Genomic DNA, 18,824 nt, shown 5'->3' on the forward strand with positions numbered 1-18,824 from the left:
TATCATAATTTTCCATTAACTGTTTGGTATAATAGGATAAAAAGTATTTGGGGGAGACAAAATGGCGTTACTGGAGTTGAAACAGTTAGGGAAGACGAACCAGTTACCGACAGTTGAACTGAAGGTTGAGAAGGGGAAATGTGTTGTTTTGCAATGTAATAACCATACAGCTAAAGTGTTACACCGCATTATTATTGGTCAGGAAGAAGCTTCAACTGGCAATGTGCTATTTGAAGGTGAAGCGATTGGAAAGAGAAATTATTCTCGCATCGGCTTTTGTTTTTTGAAAGATGAAGCATATGATCGTTTGAAGGTGAAGGAATACTTTAATTTTTTAATAGGGTTGTATGAATCGAATATGAGTATAGAAGAAGTTGTACAATATGTCGGCCTCTTAGATAAATTAAACGTTAAAATAGAAAAACTATCATTTTCAGAGAAACGTCGTCTTCATATTGGGCGAGTGATGATTCATAATCCGGATTTAGTTATTTTGGAAGAACCAGAGCAAAATGTAGATACAGAGAGTACGATTATGATTCGAAAAGCAATTATGAAAATGAAAGAGCAAGGAAAGGCGATTTTTATTACATCATCTTTCCTATCGGATGCCCTTTCGTTAACAGAAGATGTATACATATTAAACAATGATGGTGTGAAAAAAGTAGAAATCGAACGAGAGGAAGCAGAAGAAGTCGATGAAGAAAAAGTCGTTCAAATGATTCCGCAAATGAAGTTAGAAAGAATACCAGCGAAAGTGAATGATAAAATCATTTTACTTGATCCGATGGAAATTCATTTCATCGAAACGCAAAACGGAGTGACACATATTCACGTTCGTGAAGGGGATTTCGTATGCACATTAACATTAAGTGAACTAGAAGCAAGATTAACAGGTTTTGGTTTCTTTAGATGTCATCGTTCTTATCTTGTGAATTTACAAAGAGTACGAGAAGTAATTACTTGGACTCGTAACAGTTTCAGCTTAATTTTAGACGACGAAAGAAAAAGTTCAATTCCGCTTTCGAAAGGACGAATGGATGAGTTGAAAGGTGTAATTGGGCTATAAAAAGTGCTCCAATAAGCTCAAAATACGATCCATTCACCGGTAAAAATACTCCTTTTACCGGTATTTTACTGCGTAAACCCTTTGATTTTCATATGATTGAGTCAAGAAAAGCGAAACAAACAAACGAAAAGCGCTAAAGCGACTTTCATCTATAAAAGAAAAAAACAAAGGGGATGACGAGATGACATTGGCAATTGAAATGAAAGATGTAATGAAAAGTTTCAACGAAAAAACGGCACTTCGAAATGTAAATATTGAGGTGAAGCAAGGAGAAATTTTTGGATTCCTCGGACCGAGTGGATCTGGGAAAACGACAACAGTAAAAATATTAACTTCTCAATTACTTCATAGCGTTGGAACGGTAAAAGTATTAGGGAAAGATATTACAGGACCAAGCAGCATCGATTATAAACGAATTGGTATTTTAACAGACAATAGCGGTTTATATGAAAGACTTAGCATTTATGATAATCTACTACTATTTTGTGACTTATACAATTGTAAAAAAGAACGAATCGATGAAGTATTAGCGCAAGTGAACTTATTAGATGATAAAAAAACATTAGTAAAGAAACTATCAAAGGGAATGAAGCAGCGCGTTACATTAGCTAGAGCAATCCTTCATAAACCAGATATCCTCTTCTTAGATGAACCAACATCTGCACTCGATCCAGTAAACGTACAAAACATTCATAAAGTCTTAAAAGATTTAAATAAAGAAGGAACGACAATTTTCTTAACGACGCACAACATGGAAGAAGCAGAGACGCTTTGTAATCGCATCGCCTTTCTATGCGGCGGAGAAATTGTAGCGCTTGATACACCGGAAAACCTTCGCTTACAATACGCGAAAGATCAAATACAAGTCGTGTTAAAGGATAAGAAGAAAGAAACGGTACAAAAAGATGAATTAGGTGCAAAACGCATTTCAGAATGGATGAAAAAAGGAGAGCTATTATCTATCCATTCTCACGAGCCAACGCTAGGCGATATCTTTATTGAAGTTACTGGGAGGGGATTATAATGACATTTTCAATGAGACGTGTATCAGCTATTTTTAGAAAAGAAGTACAAGATTTTAAGGCAAATTCACAAGTGCTGCTAATGGCATCTTTACCAATTATATTTGCATTTATATATAGCAGGTTTGGACAAGGGAGTGCAGGGGTTGGCATTATTACTTTAATGGCCTTTCTATTTGTTGCTGGGTTTGTTCAATCGATGGTAATCGCAGAAGAAAAAGAAAAACATACATTGCGTGTGTTAATGCTATCGCCAGCTTCTTCTGTTGAAGTTCTTCTTGGGAAAAGTATATTAACAGCATGTTTAACGCTAGGTATTTCTATTGTAAACTTATTCATTTTAGATCAATTAAGTGGAAATTTCTTATTACTAGCATTTGTTTTCTTATGTGGAACAATTCTATTTACTTTAATTGGAACGGTGATTGGATTACTAGCTGAGTCTGTCCCACAAACATCACTAATTGGAATGCCAATATTAATGACGATGTATTTAGCTGTACAATTTGAGCCAATGGTTGAAAATAAAGTAATTAAGACAATGATTAGTTATCTTCCAACATTTCATCTTGAAAAGGCAATTAAAAGCTTAGTAGAGGGTGCTGGGTTTAGTAGTATTAGTGGGCATATGATAAATGTTGGAGCTTGGCTTATTATTTCACTTATTGCATGTTTAATCGTGTATAAAAAGAAACAATTAGATTAAAAACTGAGCCGAAACGCTCAGTTTTTTCTATTTTCTATCATTTCCTCGGAAATTTTACAATTCCTATACATATTTTTACAGATTTTGTCGAAAAGTAATTAGTTATACGTTGTATAGGATGCGTGAATATTGTTCAAAATGATTGCTGAGGTGATGATGGAATGCGAGGAAGAAATAATAAAAAGTCGCAAAAGGTAGTACATTTATTTCAAAAAAGATGGGTATTTCCGGCACTATACATTGCTTGTGCAGCGGTAATTTTAATGGTTGCGCTATGGTTCCAAGGAGCTAATACGAAGAAGACTCCGAACCAAGATCAAGCAACGCCGTATACACAAACGGAAGATCCAGCAGTACCAGTAACGAAGTCTTCAGAAGTAGTGAAAATGCCAGCTCCTGCTAATGCAGAAGTAGTCGTACAGAAGAAGTTCTATGAAGATGCAGCAACTGAGGCGGAACAAGAAAAAGCACTTGTCTTTTATAACAACACATATTCCCCGAACAAAGGAATTGACATTGCTGCGAAGAATGGAAAAGAATTCAATGTTACAGCTGCTTTAAGTGGCACAGTAACGAAGGCTGAAAAAGATTCACTTCTTGGTTATGTTGTAACAGTCGATAGCGGAAATGGTGTAGCAGCTTCTTATCAAAGTTTAGGCAGTGTAAAAGTAGAAAAAGGTGCACGAGTTGTACAAGGTGAAGTATTAGGAAAATCCGGTCTAAGTGCAATGAATAAAGAAGCAGGTTCTCACGTTCACTTTGAAGTACGTAAAGACAATGTGGCTGTGAACCCTGAGCGCTACTTAAATAAGTCAGTAGCAGAAATTAAAGCTGATGCAGGTGCTGCAAAGGCAACGAACGCTTCTGGTAAAAAAGCTGATGACAAATCTCAAAAAGAAGAAAAGTCAACGAGCACGAAACCAGAAAGTAAAACAGAAGACAAGTCTCAAAAAGAAGAGAAATCAACTAGCGGTTCAACTAGTGACAAAAAAGAAGAACCGAAGAAAGAAGAAAAATTAACAAATGGTTCTACAGAATCATCTAACAGTTCTTCTTCACAAGAATAAGAAAGTGAAAAAATCAGTTCTCACTAGGAGAGCTGATTTTTTTATTTCCATATAAAAATACTCAATTTCGAGAAAAAAGTTGCAATAACAAGGAAAAATGACGAGATTCACGAATATATATTACAAAAAGGAGGGGATACTGTGTCATTTTTGTTTGTTCTGTCGACTGCTATTATTTTATTGTTTGTTTTATTTACTTTATATTATTACATTGCCGGTAAGAAAGAGGTTCCCCACCATCAATTGTTAGAAGAAGAGTTAGAACGAGAAGAATGACGCCTTATATATAAGGTGTCATTTTTTTTCGCCAAAATAGTCACTGTTAACGTATTTCTCACAAAAAAACGTAATTTTTCTTAACTTAGTCCGCAAAAATAGTGAACATGTAGCATATATCAGTAGTGCGGGCAATACAATGGTATAAACCAAAGCAAAGAGAGTGTTTGAGGTGAGAAATCGTGAATCATTTCATTATAAATCCAAGAATGTTTAACGCTTACAAACAGCACTCACACTTACTTCTTAGTCGTATGCAGCGAGGCTCATTTCACCCTTCTCACATCCAATTTAGGGAGGCGAGTGGTGTGCACGATTACATCAAAGAGAGAACTATCAAGATTGGTAAGTATATCGTGGAGACAAGAAAGACAGTGCGTGTCATTGCAAAGGAATTTGGGGTATCAAAGAGTACAGTCCATAAAGATTTAACGGAACGTCTACCAGAAATTAATCCAGAGCTCGCAAATGAAGTGAAAGAAATTCTTGATTATCATAAGTCTATTCGTCATTTAAGAGGCGGAGAAGCAACAAAACAAAAGTATAGAAAAGAAGATGTAGAAAAGCCGGTACGTCAATAAATATGCGATCGCAAACATTCCGTTTCAATTCGGTAATATTTTTCAGAAGAATTCTTTTTGCGAATATTACGTTTCTGTTAAATTTATGATAAAATCAGAAATTAGGTGTAAAAGAATTCGGGTGTAACCTGATTTTGAATATCGAGGAGGAAAAGACGGGAATGTTTGCGCGAGATATCGGAATTGACCTAGGTACGGCTAACGTATTAATCCATGTTAAAGGTAAGGGTATTGTATTAAATGAGCCATCTGTTGTTGCTATTGATCGTAACACAGGTAAAGTATTAGCAGTAGGTGAAGAAGCAAGAAGTATGGTGGGACGTACGCCTGGTAATATTGTAGCCATTCGTCCACTAAAAGATGGTGTAATCGCAGATTTCGAAATTACAGAAGCAATGTTAAAGTATTTCATTAACAAATTGGACGTAAAGAGCTTCTTTTCAAAACCTCGCATTTTAATTTGTTGTCCAACAAATATCACATCAGTAGAACAAAAAGCAATTCGTGAGGCTGCTGAACGTTCAGGTGGTAAAACAGTATTTTTAGAAGAAGAACCAAAAGTAGCCGCAGTTGGTGCTGGTATGGAAATCTTCCAACCAAGCGGTAACATGGTTGTTGATATTGGTGGAGGTACAACAGATATCGCTGTACTATCTATGGGTGATATTGTTACCTCTTCCTCTATCAAAATGGCTGGCGATAAGTTTGATATGGAGATCTTAAACTACATTAAACGTAAGTATAAGCTATTAATTGGAGAACGTACTTCAGAAGATATTAAAATTAAAGTTGGTACAGTATTCCCAGGTGCACGTAGCGAAGAACTTGAAATTCGCGGACGTGACATGGTAACAGGTTTACCACGTACAATTACAGTATGCTCAGAAGAAATTACAGAAGCATTAAAAGAAAATGCGGCTGTTATTGTACAAGCTGCAAAAGGCGTACTAGAGCGCACACCACCAGAATTATCAGCGGACATCATCGACCGCGGTGTCATTCTAACAGGCGGTGGAGCTTTACTACACGGTATCGACATGCTTCTAGCAGAAGAACTAAAAGTACCAGTATTAATTGCTGAAAACCCAATGCACTGCGTTGCGGTTGGTACAGGTATTATGTTAGAGAATATCGATAGATTACCAAAGCGTGCTTTACGATAAAGTGAAAGGAACTAAGGTGTAAACCTTAGTTCTTTTTTTGTATTTTTATTTTTTTATTTCGATTTTTTGAGAAAATAGAAGAAAAATAAAGAAAAACGAAGAATATAGGTAAAATATTCATATATATGGTTAAATTTAATATTTCCTTATTTGAAAACGTTTATAATATAATGAGTCGAATACGACATTAAGGCAAATCATGTGTTAATACATATTGCCTTTCCCTAATCTGGGCATACACTCTTTTCTACCTCCGTGTCAGTTGCAAGGATGTGCAACTACTTTAAGAGAATAGAGTGTATGCATTTTTTTATAAATAGGAAGTAAAGTTTCACTTTATAATGACAAACAATAAACAAAATGGGATAATAAACAATATGTCCAAGTGGTAAGACCAATATTACAAAAGGGGCGATTGTTATATGCTAAATATAGAACAAATTAAAGAAATCATTCCTCACCGCTATCCATTTTTACTTGTTGATAAAATATTAGAAGTAGATGAAGGAAAAAGAGCGGTTGGAATTAAAAATGTATCCGCAAACGAAGAATTCTTTAACGGGCACTTTCCTGACTACGCAGTTATGCCCGGTGTACTTATTGTAGAAGCATTAGCACAAGTTGGAGCAGTTGCTGTATTAAAGAAAGAAGAAAACCGCGGAAGACTTGCTTTCTTCGCAGGTATCGACAATTGTCGTTTCAAAAAACAAGTACGTCCAGGTGATCAACTTCGTCTAGAAGTAGAAATGACGCGTGTACGTGGTCCAATCGGAAAAGGAAAAGCAATTGCAACAGTAGATGGTGAAGTTGCATGTGAAGCTGAAATTACATTTGCGATTGGTGATAAAAAAGAATAGATGTGAATTAAAAAAATTCTTCTGCAACATGCAGGAGAATTTTTTTAATTCATATATCTTTTATCTGAAATATTAAAATACAGATTAATCAGAATTCTTGTTGTAAATGAATGGAAGTTCGTATATAATGACGCTATAAATATCTTGGAATTAAGATAAATGATAGCGCGATAAAAATAGAGACGCGCTTGTCACATTATAAAGGTTATGAGATAGGACAAAGCTTATTATGATTGGTTATGATGAAGTGTAGAAGAAAGTGATGGGTAAAATTAACAGTATCAGTAAATGAAAAATGGGCGTAGCATATCGAACATAGAGAGATAAAGGGGAAAGTGTCGCATTTTGAAAAGAGGAGATCATACCATGTTCGGGAGAAAAAAAAGAAAACCATTACGACAATTAATTACACATAAAGAGCCTAAGTCACGTATTGCGGAACAATACCGTAACATCCGTACAAACATTGAGTTTACATCTATAGATAGCAGTATTCGTTCTATTGTTGTCACTTCGGCAAATCCGGGTGAAGGAAAAACAACGACTGTTTCCAATCTAGCAGTTGTTTTCGGTCAACAAGGGAAAAAGGTATTGTTAATTGGAGCAGACTTACGTAAGCCAACAATTCAAAACTTATTTGCTGTTCATAGCCCTAATGGCTTAACGAACCTATTATCAGGACAAGCGAAATTCATGCAATGTATTCAAAAAACAGATATAGAGAATGTTTATTTAATGGCTTCAGGTCCAATACCGCCAAACCCAGCTGAACTATTAAGTAGCCGGGCAATGGATGAGCTATTACTAGAAGCATATAACATGTTTGATATTATTTTAATCGACACACCACCAGTCCTTGCGGTTACCGATGCACAACTCTTAGCGAACAAATGCGATGGAATTGTACTTGTCGTACGTAGTGAAAAAACAGAAAAAGATAAAATCGTAAAAGCGAAGCAAATATTAGACAAAGCGTCTGGTAAATTACTTGGTGCTGTTTTAAATGATAAGAGAGAAGAAAAGGAACAATATGGATATTATTAAAAAATAGTATATAGAATAGTAAAATGTAAAAGCTGGCAAATATTTTTTGTCGGCTTTTTGAATTTTTATAAAATTTTTTATTGCATTATACAAAAAGGGTGATATAATGGAAATTTTGGAAAATCGTTGGAATGTGTTGTCATATTTAAGATTATTTTGTAAGATTATATGTGCTTGATGTGAATAAATGTCGAACGAAATCAATCAAAATAAAAAATGTAAGATTTATATGTTATAATTTTTCTTATGTGCAAATTTTAGAAAGTTGGAGGAACTTATGGAAGAAACAATTAGTTTGAAAGAGTTATTTCATATTTTTAAAAAACGTTTAGCAATGATCCTCGTAATCGCCTTTGGTGCCGCTATAGTAAGTGCTATCATTAGCTTCTTCTTTATGACACCAATCTATCAATCTTCGACGCAAATTCTTGTTAATCAGAAGAAGCAAGAGGGTACAGCAATTCAGTTAGGAGAAATTCAATCAAATATTCAATTGACGAATACATATAAGGTTATTATTAAAAGTCCAGTAATTTTAGATCAAGTGAATGAAAAATTAAATTTAAATATGACAACGCAATCTTTAAACGGGAAGATTAATGTTACGAATGAAAAAGATTCACAAGTCATTTCTGTAACAGTCGAGGATAAAGATCCAAAGTTATCTCGTGATATTGCAAATGCAACGGCAGATGTATTTAAAGGTGAAGTTGCAAAAATTATGAACGTGGATAACGTAACAGTACTATCGAAAGCTGAGGTTACTGAGAACCAATCTCCAATTAAACCGGCTCCAATGTTAAATGTAGTAATTGCCTTCGTTGTTGGCTTAATGGCTGCAGTTGGTCTTGCATTCTTACTAGAATACTTAGATAACACAGTAAAAAAAGAAGAAGATGTAGAGAACTTACTTGGTTTACCAGTGTTAGGTATTGTAGCTCGTATGGATGAAGAAACAATGAACGTGAAATCACACGCTCCATCATCAAGAAAAGTGAGGGGACAAACAATTGGCTCTTAATTTATTTAAAAAGAAAAAGAATCATCGTCAACGTCGTCAATTAATTGCTCATCAACAACCGAAATCACCAATTTCAGAACAATATCGTAATATTCGAACAAATGTTGAATTTGCAGCTGTTGATACGAATTTACACTCATTAATGGTAACGTCTGCGAACCCAAGTGAAGGGAAAACAACGACGACAGCGAATATGGCAGTCGTGTTTGCCCAACAAGGAAAGAAAGTATTATTAATTGATGCAGATATGCGTAAACCAGCGATGCATCAAATGTTTCAAGTAGATAATATTTTTGGGCTAACGAACGTATTAACACATAGTGAGCGTTTAGAAAAATGTGTACAAACGACATCAGTTGATAATCTGCACTTTTTAGCTTGTGGTCCGATTCCACCAAATCCAGCAGAATTGTTAGGCTCAAAATCAATGCAGGAGCTTCTGGCACAAGCATACAGTACGTACGATTTAGTTATTTTCGACTTACCACCGATTTTAGCTGTTACTGATGCGCAAATTATGGCAAATGTATGTGATGCTTCTATTCTTGTCGTTCGTAGTGAATCGACAGAGAAAGAAACAGCAGTAAAAGCAAAAGGTTTACTAGAATCAGCTAAAGGTAAGTTGTTAGGTGTTGTTCTGAATGATCGTGAACGTGAACAGGGCTTATATTATTACTACGGTGCAAATTAATGAAAAGAGTGAGATATGGGAAGAACATATCTCCTTTTTTTCCTTGAATATGAGGAATATCTCATATTCAAGGAAAAAAAGATTACTATAAGCGAGGGAGGACAAAACAAATGATTGATTTACATTGCCACATTTTATCTGGTATCGATGACGGTGCACAGACAATAACTGATAGTTTAGCGATGGCACAGCAAGCTGTGGCAGAAGGAATACATACAATTGTCGCAACACCACACCATCAAAATGGAAAATATGTAAATGAGCGTGCTTCTATTATTCATCAAGTGAAGCAATTAAATGATGAATTAGAGCAACATGAAATCCCACTGAAAGTTTTACCAGGGCAAGAGGTCAGGTTATACGGTGATTTATTAGAAGACTATGAAGCTGGTAAAATCGTTACTTTAAATGAAACAAACAAATACATATTCATTGAATTTCCATCTAATCATGTACCTCGTTACGCAGAACAACTATTCTATGAACTACGTGTAAAAGGAATGATCCCAATTATCGTTCACCCTGAACGTAATGCCGAGTTAATTGAGCGGCCAGATAAGTTATATAACCTTGTCAATAAAGGTGCATTAACACAAGTGACGGCAGGTAGCTTACTCGGTAAGTTTGGTAAAAAAATCAAAAAATTTTCACTGCAGCTTGTGGAACATAATTTAACCCATATGATCGCATCAGATGCACATAACACAACATCAAGAGGATTTCATTTAGCAGAAAGCTATGAACTAATAGAGAAAGAATTCGGTGCAACTGTTATGAATGATTTAAGAGAGAATCCGTATTTAATCATTAGCGGGAAAGCAATTTATAAAGAAGATCCAGAACAAATTCGTCGTAAAAAATTGTTTGGTATTTTTTAAATAAAGAATTGGTGATGTCTCCTAACCGTTATCAACGGAGGCACTCGGTCGTGCTGTGGGTAGAAATTTTTATTTCGAACCTACCTTAGACGCTTGTCGTCGGGGGTATGGCGTGAGGTTGGGTTAGATGCCCATCATTTATTTGTGTTAGAAACTCTACTTATGGAGTTGTAAAGACGACCCTATAAGTAGGGTTTTTGTTATTGTTACATATGGATGAAATAATATATTTGGGGATACTAGATTTGAAAAAAGTAAGAAAAGCAATTATTCCAGCTGCGGGACTGGGGACAAGATTTTTACCGGTAACAAAGGCAATGCCTAAAGAAATGTTACCGATCGTTGATAAACCAACAATTCAATACATAGTAGAAGAAGCGATAGAATCAGGAATTGAAGATATTATTATTGTTACTGGAAAAGGAAAACGTGCTATTGAAGATCATTTCGATCATTCTTTTGAACTAGAACAAAACCTTTTAGAAAAAGGAAAGTATGAAATGCTTGAGAAAGTACAAGCATCTTCAAAGATTAACATTCATTACATAAGACAGAAAGAACCGAAAGGGCTTGGACATGCAGTATGGTGTGCACGCAAATTTATTGGAAACGAGCCATTTGCGGTATTACTTGGTGATGATATTGTACAAGCTGAAACGCCATGTTTACGTCAATTGATGGATCAATATGAAGGGACACAATCATCGGTTATTGGTGTACAAACAGTACCAGAAAATGAAACACATCGTTACGGTATTATCGATCCAGTTGAACAAAATGATCGTCGTTATCAAGTGCGCCAATTTGTGGAGAAACCAGCAGAAGGTACAGCTCCATCAAATTTAGCAATTATGGGACGTTATGTATTAACACCAGAAATCTTTATGTTCCTAGAGGATCAACAAACGGGTGCTGGTGGAGAGATTCAGCTGACAGATGCCATTCAACGTTTAAATGAAATTCAACGTGTATTTGCTTATGATTTTGAAGGTATCCGTTACGATGTTGGAGAGAAGTTTGGATTTATTAAGACGACAATTGAGATGGCGCTACAAAATGAAGAATTAAATGTAGAGTTAATGAATTATATGAAAGAACTTGTAAAAAAGGAAGAGGTACATTCATAAGGGAATGTCCTTTTTTATTATAAATAAGATAGGAATTATATAAAGAAGGGAACATGTATATTGAGTTATCGAAAACGGCTCTCATTATTGATTTTATTAGATTCATTTATCGTATTAACTGCCGTGTATTTAAGTTATTGGTTCATACATCCAAATGTATTAAGCAAAATTCCTATGACAGTAGTTATTAGTTCTATTACATTATTGTGCAGTCATCATATTTTTGCCGCTATTTATAAGCTTTATAATAAGGCGTGGGAATATGCAAGTATTGGGGAATTAAAGCAAATATTTAAAGCTATTACACTTTCCATTATTGTAACAGCAATTGTGCAACAAATTATAAATCATGATATTTACGTTCGAATTTTAGCGATTGCATGGATGTTACACTTATTACTAATTGGTGGCTCTCGCTTTGTATGGCGTATGTTCCGTGATACGTATATTACAAAAGCTGCTGATAAAAAACGAACATTAATTATTGGCGCGGGTTCAGCAGGGACAATGGTAGTACGTCAATTACAACATAATAAAGAAGCAGACCTATATCCAATTGCATTTGTTGATGATGATAGAAATAAACAGAAATTAGAAATTTATAATGTGCCGGTTGTGGGTACAACAAATCATATTCAAGAAATTGTGGAAGATAACGATATTGAACATATTATTATTGCAATTCCTTCTTTAAATAGAAATCAAATAAACGAGATTTTTGAGAAGTGTAGAAAAACAAAGGCGAAAACGCAAATTGTACCGATGCTTGAAGATCTTTTAGATGGTAAGGTTTCTGTTAATGAATTCCGAGATGTACAAGTGGAAGATCTATTAGGAAGAGAGCTGATCCAATTAGATGATGCAGGGATTGGAGAAAAAATTACTGGTAAAACAATTTTAGTAACAGGTGCTGGTGGATCAATTGGTTCAGAAATTTGTCGTCAGGTGATGAAATATAAACCAGCAAAAATTGTCCTTTTAGGACATGGTGAAAACAGCATTTATAATATTGAGATGGAAATGAGAGTCACTTATAAAGATTCTGTGGAAATTACAACAGAAATCGCTGATATTCAAGATCGCCATAAAATCTTTGGAATAATGAAAAAGCATCAACCGTATATCGTGTATCATGCAGCTGCACATAAGCATGTTCCTTTAATGGAGCGTAATCCAGAAGAAGCTGTGAAAAATAATATTTTTGGTACGAAAAATGTAGCTGAAGCGGCAGATACGTTTAAAGTGAATACGTTTGTTATGGTTTCTACAGATAAAGCTGTAAATCCAACGAACGTAATGGGGGCTACAAAGCGATTTGCAGAAATGCTTGTACAGCATTTGGCAGCTGTAAGTACTAATACAAGATTCGTTGCCGTTCGATTTGGCAATGTCCTTGGAAGTAGGGGGAGTGTAATTCCTCTATTTAAGAAGCAAATTCAAAAAGGTGGACCTGTAACAGTTACTCACCCCGACATGATTCGTTACTTTATGACAATACCAGAAGCTTCTAGGTTAGTAATTCAAGCTGGTACGCTAGCTAGAGGTGGGGAATTATTCGTATTAGATATGGGGGATCCAGTCAAGATTGTAGATTTAGCTAAAAATTTAATTACCCTTTCAGGTTATTCTATTGAAGAAATTGGAATTAAATTTACTGGATTGAGACCAGGTGAAAAAATGTATGAAGAGCTCTTAAATGAAGGAGAAATTCATCCTGAGCAAATATTCCCGAAAATTCATATAGGAAAAGCTGTTTTAATAGATCAAGAAATTTTAAGACAATTCATGCATGATTTTAAAGAAATTAGTCAAGAGGAAATAAGAGAACGATTATTAGATATTGCGAATAATAAAATTCAGATGGATGTCTGAATTCAAGGGTGAATAAACACTTATACTAATTGTTAGTATAAGTGTTTATTTTATATTTGAAGATAGAAAAATTTAGAATTAAATATAGGGAGGACACAATTAAATGATTACTATAGAAGAAAGAAACATACCATTCTCTCCACCAGATATTACAGATGCGGAAATTGAAGAAGTTGTAAAAGCGATGAAATCTGGTTGGATTACAACTGGACCTAGAACGAAAGAATTAGAAAGAAGAATAGCTGAATACATTGGTGTAAATAAAGCAGTATGTTTAAATTCTGCTACAGCAGCTATGGAGCTAACGCTTCGTATTTTAGGAATCGGACCTGGTGATGAAGTTATTACATCGGCGTATACGTATACAGCATCTGCTTCGATTATAGATCACGTGGGCGCAAAAATTGTATTAGTTGACACAGCACCGGATTCTTTTGAAATGGATTATGAAAAACTTGCTGAGGCAATTACAGAGAAAACAAAGGTAATTATTCCAGTTGATATTGCTGGGAAAATGTGTGATTACGATGCGATATATAAGGTAATTGAAAGTAAAAAAGGGCTGTTTCAATCTAATAACGAGATCCAAGGTTTATTTAATAGGATTATTGTAATGACAGATGCAGCTCATGCTTTTGGGGCTGAAAGAAATGGTTTAAAATGTGGACAAGTAGCTGATTTTACTTGTTATTCTTTCCATGCTGTGAAAAATTTAACTACAGCAGAAGGTGGAGGGGTTGTTTGGAGAAATGGCCTTGGTTTAGATGATGAATGGATCTATAAACAATTTATGTTATATAGTCTTCACGGCCAATCAAAAGATGCTTTAGCTAAGACTCAAAAAGGTGCATGGGAGTATGATATTGTATATCCAGCTTATAAGTGTAATATGACTGATATTATGGCAGCTATTGGATTAGTACAGTTAGATAGATATGAACAATTGATGAAAAGACGACGAGAAATTATTGAAATGTATGATAGCGCGTTGAAACCTCTTGGAATTCAGACTTTACAACATTATGGGGAAGCACATAAGTCATCAGGACATCTTTACTTAACAAGGATACCTGGCATGGATGAATTTAAAAGAAATGAAATTATTGCAAAAATGGCTAATATGGGTGTGGCAAGCAATGTTCATTATAAGCCATTGCCAATGCTAACAGCGTATAAAGAGTTAGGTTTTGATATTAAGAATTACCCTAATGCTTTTGATATGTATAAAAATGAAATTACATTACCATTGCATACTTTATTAACAAATGAAGATGTAGAATATATTTGCCAAAGTTTAAAAATAGTGATGGAAGAAATTTGCTAGCAAAGAAGGATCTTCTGTAATAAATAAGGAGTGTAGAAGAGGTTGATATTAAAAAGATGGGAAAATATCCCTGAAAATATGAAGGTTCCAAGTGTGAAAAAATACTATGATATTCTATATAAAAAGAGATTTAGTTTATTCTTTAAGAGGGTATTTGATATAGTAATGGCTCTTATTGTGTTAATTGTTTCTCTTCCAGTGTTCATTTTTATAGGCATAGCTATTAAGTTGGATTCCCGAGGCCCTGTTCTATTTAGACAAGTTAGGGTAACTCAATATGGGAGAGAATTTAAAATTTTTAAGTTCCGTACAATGGTAATCAATGCAGATAAGCTTGGAACACAAGTAACTACAAAGAATGATAATAGAATTACTGGGGTTGGTAAATTTATAAGGAAAATAAGGTTGGATGAAATCCCTCAATTATTCAATGTATTATTAGGTGATATGAGTTTTGTTGGAACAAGACCTGAGGTTGTAAAGTATGTTGAAAAATATACAGATGAAATGTTAGCAACGTTGCTTTTACCAGCTGGAATTACTTCCAAAGCTAGTATTCAATACAAAAATGAGGAAAAACTTTTAAGTAATGCAGATAATGCTGATGAAGTTTATATAAATCAAGTCTTACCAGAAAAAATGAATTATAATTTACAAAGCATAGAAGAATTTAGTTTTTGGAGAGAGCTTGCAGTAATGCTACAAACATTAATAGCAGTTGTTAAGAAGGATAAATAGATATGTATGATAGAGCAAGTTAATAGAGTGCAAGAGATAAAAATTTACTAGGAGAATATGATGCAGAATAAAAAGTTAATTGCTTTACTCACAAACCATGATGATGATATTTATTGTTTTAGAAAAGAATTAATAGAAGGTTTAATTGAAGAAGGATATGAGTTATTAATTTCTTGTCCCTATGGAGAAAAACTTGAATTAATGAAAGAAATTAATTTTAAATACGATGATGTGAAAATTGATCGTAGGGGAACTAATGTAATTGCAGATTTTAAACTATTTATTCATTATTATAGATTACTTAAAAAGCATAGCCCCGATGTTGTCTTAGCTTATACTGCAAAGCCTAATGTATATGGGAGTATAGCTGCTAAATTATTGGGGATTCCATATATTAATAACGTAACTGGATTGGGAAGTGTAATAAATAAAAATGGCATATTGAAAAGTTTAATAATGTTTTTATTTAGAATCGCATTTAAAAAGTCTAAGTGCATATTTTTCCAAAATGAAGAAAATATGAAGGTAGCAAAGGAACAAGGTCTAGTATCTGGTTATCATCAACTAATCCCAGGTTCAGGGGTAAATACTGAGCGTTTTCCATTAGCTCCTTATCCAATGGATTCGGAAAAAATTATTTTTAATTATATTGGTCGCGTTATGAAAGATAAAAGTATAGATGACTATATAGAAGCAGCTACTAGACTAAAAAAAGAGTATAACAACATAGAGTTTAATATTATAGGATTTATAGAACCGACCGAAATGCATTACGCTGAAAAATTACAAAATCTTGAAAATGAAGGTATAACAGTTTATCGAGGAAGTCAGAAGGATGTTAAGCCTTTTATAGCTAGATCACATTGTACAATTCATCCATCTTCATACGGTGAAGGTATGTCAAATGTTCTCCTTGAAAGTGCATCTTCAGGTAGACCATTAATTACAACTGACATTTCAGGTTGTAGAGAGATAGTAGATAATGATGTTTCGGGTTTCATTTATCATGCTGGAGATGTAGATGAATTGGTAATCAAGATTAAATTATTTTTAGAAATGAATAATAAAGAGCGTAAGGAAATGGGTATTTTAGGAAGAGAAAAGGTTCGTAGAGAGTTTTCAAGGGATTTTGTTGTTGATGCGTATCGTGGCCAAATAGCTAAAATAGTTAAATAAAACTAAATATGTTTTATATTTTTAAATAATTTGTGTAGAAATCTACTAACAATATTATCGCGAGTGAAAAGTGTATAATTTTAAAGAATTAAAAAATATCAGTTGGTTTTTAGGGGGAAATATGAATTATAAAAGAATAATAAAGAGCCAAGAGTTAAGATTTAAAATCCTTGATTTGTTTAATTTTATGTCAGATGAACAAATGATCAAATTACAATACAGGATAAAAACTGGAAGGAAATTAAATTTGAAAAATCCGCAACGCTATACAGAAAAACTCCAGTGGTACAAGCTTAATTATCGTGATCCATTAATGGTACAATGTTCAGATAAATATGGGGTTAGAAGTTATGTTGAAAATAAAGGATTGGGACGTATATTAAATACTTTGTACGGAGTCTACAGTAATGCAGATGAAATTGATTTTGAATCTCTCCCTAACTCATTTGCAATTAAGGTTACAAACGGATCAGGTACCAATATATTTATAGAAGATAAAACCAAGATGAATATTGATTTAGTAAAAAAACAAATAGATGATTGGATGCACTTGAAGCATTGTTCATATGGGAGAGAATGGAGTTATTATAATGTACCACCGAGAATTATTATTGAGAAGCTAATTAAGCGAGATTCAAATAACGATTTACCGGATTATAAATTCTTTTGTTTTCACGGAAAAGTGCATTGTTTATACACAATGATAGACTATGTAGATAATCATGATAACGGGAAGTTAGGTTTCTATGATACAGAGTTCAATCAGCTACCATATAGGAGATTGGATTTTGGAGAAATCAAAGAAAAATTAAACAAACCAAAGAATTTTGATGAAATGCTAAAAATTGCTTCGAAATTATCAGAAGATTTTCCTCATGTAAGGGTAGATTTATATAATATAGATGGAGAAATATTGTTTGGTGAACTGACTTTTTATAATGCTAGTGGGTATACAAAGTTTTACCCAGATGAATTTGATTATATTTTAGGTGCACAATTTAGTTTACCGGAAAGGCTTAATGGTGATTGTGAATAATGAAGGGTTTATTTTGTTATGATGGTCCAATTAGTGAAGATATAAAGGGTAGTTATTATGGGGTTGCCCTTAATGAAAAAGTGTTATCCCGTTATTATTATATTGCTGATGAATTAAAAGTAGCTATTCGTGTTAAAAAGGTTACAGACGAAAAAATACTCCAAGGACTATCTAAGATAGAATTAGATAACTTTAGTGTAACTGCTTGCCCTAATCTTTCGTCAGTTAAGGGGATACTATTTAACCGAACAAAGGCAAAGAAAATTTTATCTGAAGAAATTAAAAATGCGGATTTTCTTATTGTACGTTTACCAAGTTTTATTGGCAATTTGAGCATTGATATAGCAAGAGAAATGGGAAAACCATATTTTGTTGAAGTCGTTGGTTGTCCGTGGGATGCCTTTTTAAATCTTGGAATAAAAGGTAAGCTTATTGCCCCTTATATGAAGATTGCTACAAGAAATCGCGTGAAGGAGGCTCCTTTTGCAGTCTATGTAACTAAAGAGTTTTTGCAAAAACGATATCCAACCAAAGGGGAGAATATAAACTGCTCTAATGTTGCGCTTATAGAGTTTGATGATGCAGTTTTAGAAAAACGCCTACAACGCATTCAACAAGATAATTCAAAGATAATTATTGGTACAACTGCGGCTGTAAATGTACGTTTTAAGGGACAACAATATATTATAGAAGCTTTAGGGAATTTAAAAAAACAAGGGATTACAAATTTTGAATATCATTTGACAGGTGCAGGAGACCAAACGTATTTAAAAGCGATAGCAAAAAAATATGAAGTTTTGGATCAAGTGAAATTTTTAGGTGCTATTCCCCATAATCAAATATTCGAGTGGTTAGATACTATTGATATTTATGCTCAACCTAGCCGACAAGAAGGATTACCACGCGCTTTAATTGAAGCGATGAGTAGAGGTTTGCCTGCTCTTGGTGCCAGAACAGCAGGGATTCCAGAATTATTAGAAAGTGAATTTATTTTTAGCAATACTAAGAAAAATATTGATGAAATATGTGCCATACTGAAAAAGTTTAATAATGAAGTTATGATAGCACAGTCAAATCGAAACTATATAGAAGCTAAGAAATATGATAAAGAGGTTATTGAAACACGCCGAAAAAACTTTTTCAAGAAATTTGCAAGCAGTTTAGGGGACAGATAAT

The 18,824-nt window shown here is 34.0% G+C and carries 19 protein-coding genes; all 19 read left to right on the top strand.

Features of this window, described 5'->3' with window-relative positions; genetic code table 11:
* The first annotated feature begins 61 nt into the window (after positions 1 to 61).
* The 19 genes from PDQ68_RS20735 (at position 62) to PDQ68_RS20825 (ending at position 18,823) form a co-directional block, all read left to right on the top strand.
* Positions 62 to 1,069, top strand: a complete 1,008-nt coding sequence (locus tag PDQ68_RS20735) for a LytTR family transcriptional regulator DNA-binding domain-containing protein (protein WP_061184190.1) — start codon at positions 62 to 64, stop codon at positions 1,067 to 1,069.
* 181 nt (positions 1,070 to 1,250) lie between these two features.
* Complete coding sequence (locus PDQ68_RS20740; protein ID WP_061184191.1) at positions 1,251 to 2,093, top strand: ABC transporter ATP-binding protein; 843 nt, start codon at positions 1,251 to 1,253, stop codon at positions 2,091 to 2,093.
* Positions 2,093 to 2,797 carry an ABC transporter permease gene (locus PDQ68_RS20745; protein WP_061184192.1) on the top strand — a complete coding sequence of 235 codons (705 nt, stop codon included), beginning with the start codon at positions 2,093 to 2,095 and terminating at the stop codon, positions 2,795 to 2,797. Before PDQ68_RS20740 ends, PDQ68_RS20745 begins: the two co-directional genes overlap by 1 nt.
* 161 nt (positions 2,798 to 2,958) lie before the next feature.
* Complete coding sequence (locus tag PDQ68_RS20750) at positions 2,959 to 3,864, top strand: stage II sporulation protein SpoIIQ (protein ID WP_270786936.1); 906 nt, start codon at positions 2,959 to 2,961, stop codon at positions 3,862 to 3,864.
* 141 nt (positions 3,865 to 4,005) lie between these two features.
* Positions 4,006 to 4,140, top strand: coding sequence for a hypothetical protein (locus PDQ68_RS20755; protein ID WP_000008903.1), 135 nt, complete (start codon positions 4,006 to 4,008; stop codon positions 4,138 to 4,140).
* Between the two features lie 308 nt (positions 4,141 to 4,448).
* A complete protein-coding gene (spoIIID, locus tag PDQ68_RS20760) occupies positions 4,449 to 4,721 on the top strand; it encodes a sporulation transcriptional regulator SpoIIID (protein WP_000544012.1) in 273 nt (90 codons plus the stop codon).
* A gap of 161 nt (positions 4,722 to 4,882) precedes the next feature.
* Positions 4,883 to 5,884: a rod shape-determining protein gene (gene mreB / locus PDQ68_RS20765; protein ID WP_000457987.1), complete on the top strand. Its 1,002-nt coding sequence runs from the start codon at positions 4,883 to 4,885 to the stop codon at positions 5,882 to 5,884.
* A 422-nt stretch (positions 5,885 to 6,306) separates the two neighbouring features.
* Positions 6,307 to 6,741 (top strand): 3-hydroxyacyl-ACP dehydratase FabZ, encoded by a 435-nt coding sequence (gene fabZ, locus PDQ68_RS20770; RefSeq protein WP_000931959.1) that lies wholly within the window; start codon positions 6,307 to 6,309, stop codon positions 6,739 to 6,741.
* A 366-nt stretch (positions 6,742 to 7,107) separates the two neighbouring features.
* Entirely contained in the window at positions 7,108 to 7,785 is a 678-nt protein-coding gene (locus PDQ68_RS20775) for a CpsD/CapB family tyrosine-protein kinase (RefSeq protein ID WP_061184194.1), read from the top strand.
* 277 nt (positions 7,786 to 8,062) lie between these two features.
* Positions 8,063 to 8,806, top strand: coding sequence for a YveK family protein (locus PDQ68_RS20780; RefSeq protein WP_061184195.1), 744 nt, complete (start codon positions 8,063 to 8,065; stop codon positions 8,804 to 8,806).
* A complete protein-coding gene (locus tag PDQ68_RS20785) occupies positions 8,796 to 9,497 on the top strand; it encodes a CpsD/CapB family tyrosine-protein kinase (protein ID WP_061184196.1) in 702 nt (233 codons plus the stop codon). Before PDQ68_RS20780 ends, PDQ68_RS20785 begins: the two co-directional genes overlap by 11 nt.
* Positions 9,498 to 9,607: 110 nt before the next feature.
* Complete coding sequence (locus PDQ68_RS20790; protein WP_061184197.1) at positions 9,608 to 10,375, top strand: tyrosine-protein phosphatase; 768 nt, start codon at positions 9,608 to 9,610, stop codon at positions 10,373 to 10,375.
* A gap of 245 nt (positions 10,376 to 10,620) precedes the next feature.
* Complete coding sequence (bpsC, locus tag PDQ68_RS20795; protein ID WP_061184198.1) at positions 10,621 to 11,502, top strand: UTP--glucose-1-phosphate uridylyltransferase BpsC; 882 nt, start codon at positions 10,621 to 10,623, stop codon at positions 11,500 to 11,502.
* Between the two features lie 60 nt (positions 11,503 to 11,562).
* Complete coding sequence (locus PDQ68_RS20800; RefSeq protein ID WP_061184199.1) at positions 11,563 to 13,374, top strand: polysaccharide biosynthesis protein; 1,812 nt, start codon at positions 11,563 to 11,565, stop codon at positions 13,372 to 13,374.
* 103 nt (positions 13,375 to 13,477) lie between these two features.
* Positions 13,478 to 14,698 (top strand): DegT/DnrJ/EryC1/StrS family aminotransferase, encoded by a 1,221-nt coding sequence (locus PDQ68_RS20805; RefSeq protein WP_061184200.1) that lies wholly within the window; start codon positions 13,478 to 13,480, stop codon positions 14,696 to 14,698.
* A 78-nt stretch (positions 14,699 to 14,776) separates the two neighbouring features.
* Positions 14,777 to 15,436 (top strand): sugar transferase, encoded by a 660-nt coding sequence (locus PDQ68_RS20810; RefSeq protein WP_061184260.1) that lies wholly within the window; start codon positions 14,777 to 14,779, stop codon positions 15,434 to 15,436.
* A 60-nt stretch (positions 15,437 to 15,496) separates the two neighbouring features.
* On the top strand, positions 15,497 to 16,612 hold the full coding sequence (locus PDQ68_RS20815; RefSeq protein ID WP_201027252.1) for a glycosyltransferase family 4 protein: 1,116 nt from the start codon (positions 15,497 to 15,499) through the stop codon (positions 16,610 to 16,612).
* Between the two features lie 121 nt (positions 16,613 to 16,733).
* Positions 16,734 to 17,648, top strand: coding sequence for an ATP-grasp fold amidoligase family protein (locus PDQ68_RS20820; RefSeq protein WP_061184202.1), 915 nt, complete (start codon positions 16,734 to 16,736; stop codon positions 17,646 to 17,648).
* Positions 17,648 to 18,823, top strand: a complete 1,176-nt coding sequence (locus PDQ68_RS20825; RefSeq protein WP_061184203.1) for a glycosyltransferase — start codon at positions 17,648 to 17,650, stop codon at positions 18,821 to 18,823. Before PDQ68_RS20820 ends, PDQ68_RS20825 begins: the two co-directional genes overlap by 1 nt.
* The last annotated feature ends 1 nt before the right edge of the window (position 18,824 follow it).

Origin of the sequence: Bacillus cereus group sp. Bc010, assembly GCF_027716745.1 — a bacterium.
Taxonomy (GTDB): Bacteria; Bacillota; Bacilli; order Bacillales; family Bacillaceae_G; genus Bacillus_A; species Bacillus_A pacificus.

Coding starts and splice junctions, on each gene's coding strand:
- PDQ68_RS20805 (WP_061184200.1), top strand. CDS start 13,478: ATGATTACTATAGAAGAAAGAAACATACCATTCTCTCCACCAGATATT.
- PDQ68_RS20780 (WP_061184195.1), top strand. CDS start 8,063: ATGGAAGAAACAATTAGTTTGAAAGAGTTATTTCATATTTTTAAAAAA.
- fabZ (WP_000931959.1), top strand. CDS start 6,307: ATGCTAAATATAGAACAAATTAAAGAAATCATTCCTCACCGCTATCCA.
- PDQ68_RS20750 (WP_270786936.1), top strand. CDS start 2,959: ATGCGAGGAAGAAATAATAAAAAGTCGCAAAAGGTAGTACATTTATTT.
- PDQ68_RS20810 (WP_061184260.1), top strand. CDS start 14,777: ATGAAGGTTCCAAGTGTGAAAAAATACTATGATATTCTATATAAAAAG.
- mreB (WP_000457987.1), top strand. CDS start 4,883: ATGTTTGCGCGAGATATCGGAATTGACCTAGGTACGGCTAACGTATTA.
- PDQ68_RS20740 (WP_061184191.1), top strand. CDS start 1,251: ATGACATTGGCAATTGAAATGAAAGATGTAATGAAAAGTTTCAACGAA.
- PDQ68_RS20815 (WP_201027252.1), top strand. CDS start 15,497: ATGCAGAATAAAAAGTTAATTGCTTTACTCACAAACCATGATGATGAT.
- PDQ68_RS20820 (WP_061184202.1), top strand. CDS start 16,734: ATGAATTATAAAAGAATAATAAAGAGCCAAGAGTTAAGATTTAAAATC.
- PDQ68_RS20775 (WP_061184194.1), top strand. CDS start 7,108: ATGTTCGGGAGAAAAAAAAGAAAACCATTACGACAATTAATTACACAT.
- PDQ68_RS20735 (WP_061184190.1), top strand. CDS start 62: ATGGCGTTACTGGAGTTGAAACAGTTAGGGAAGACGAACCAGTTACCG.
- PDQ68_RS20825 (WP_061184203.1), top strand. CDS start 17,648: ATGAAGGGTTTATTTTGTTATGATGGTCCAATTAGTGAAGATATAAAG.
- PDQ68_RS20790 (WP_061184197.1), top strand. CDS start 9,608: ATGATTGATTTACATTGCCACATTTTATCTGGTATCGATGACGGTGCA.
- PDQ68_RS20745 (WP_061184192.1), top strand. CDS start 2,093: ATGACATTTTCAATGAGACGTGTATCAGCTATTTTTAGAAAAGAAGTA.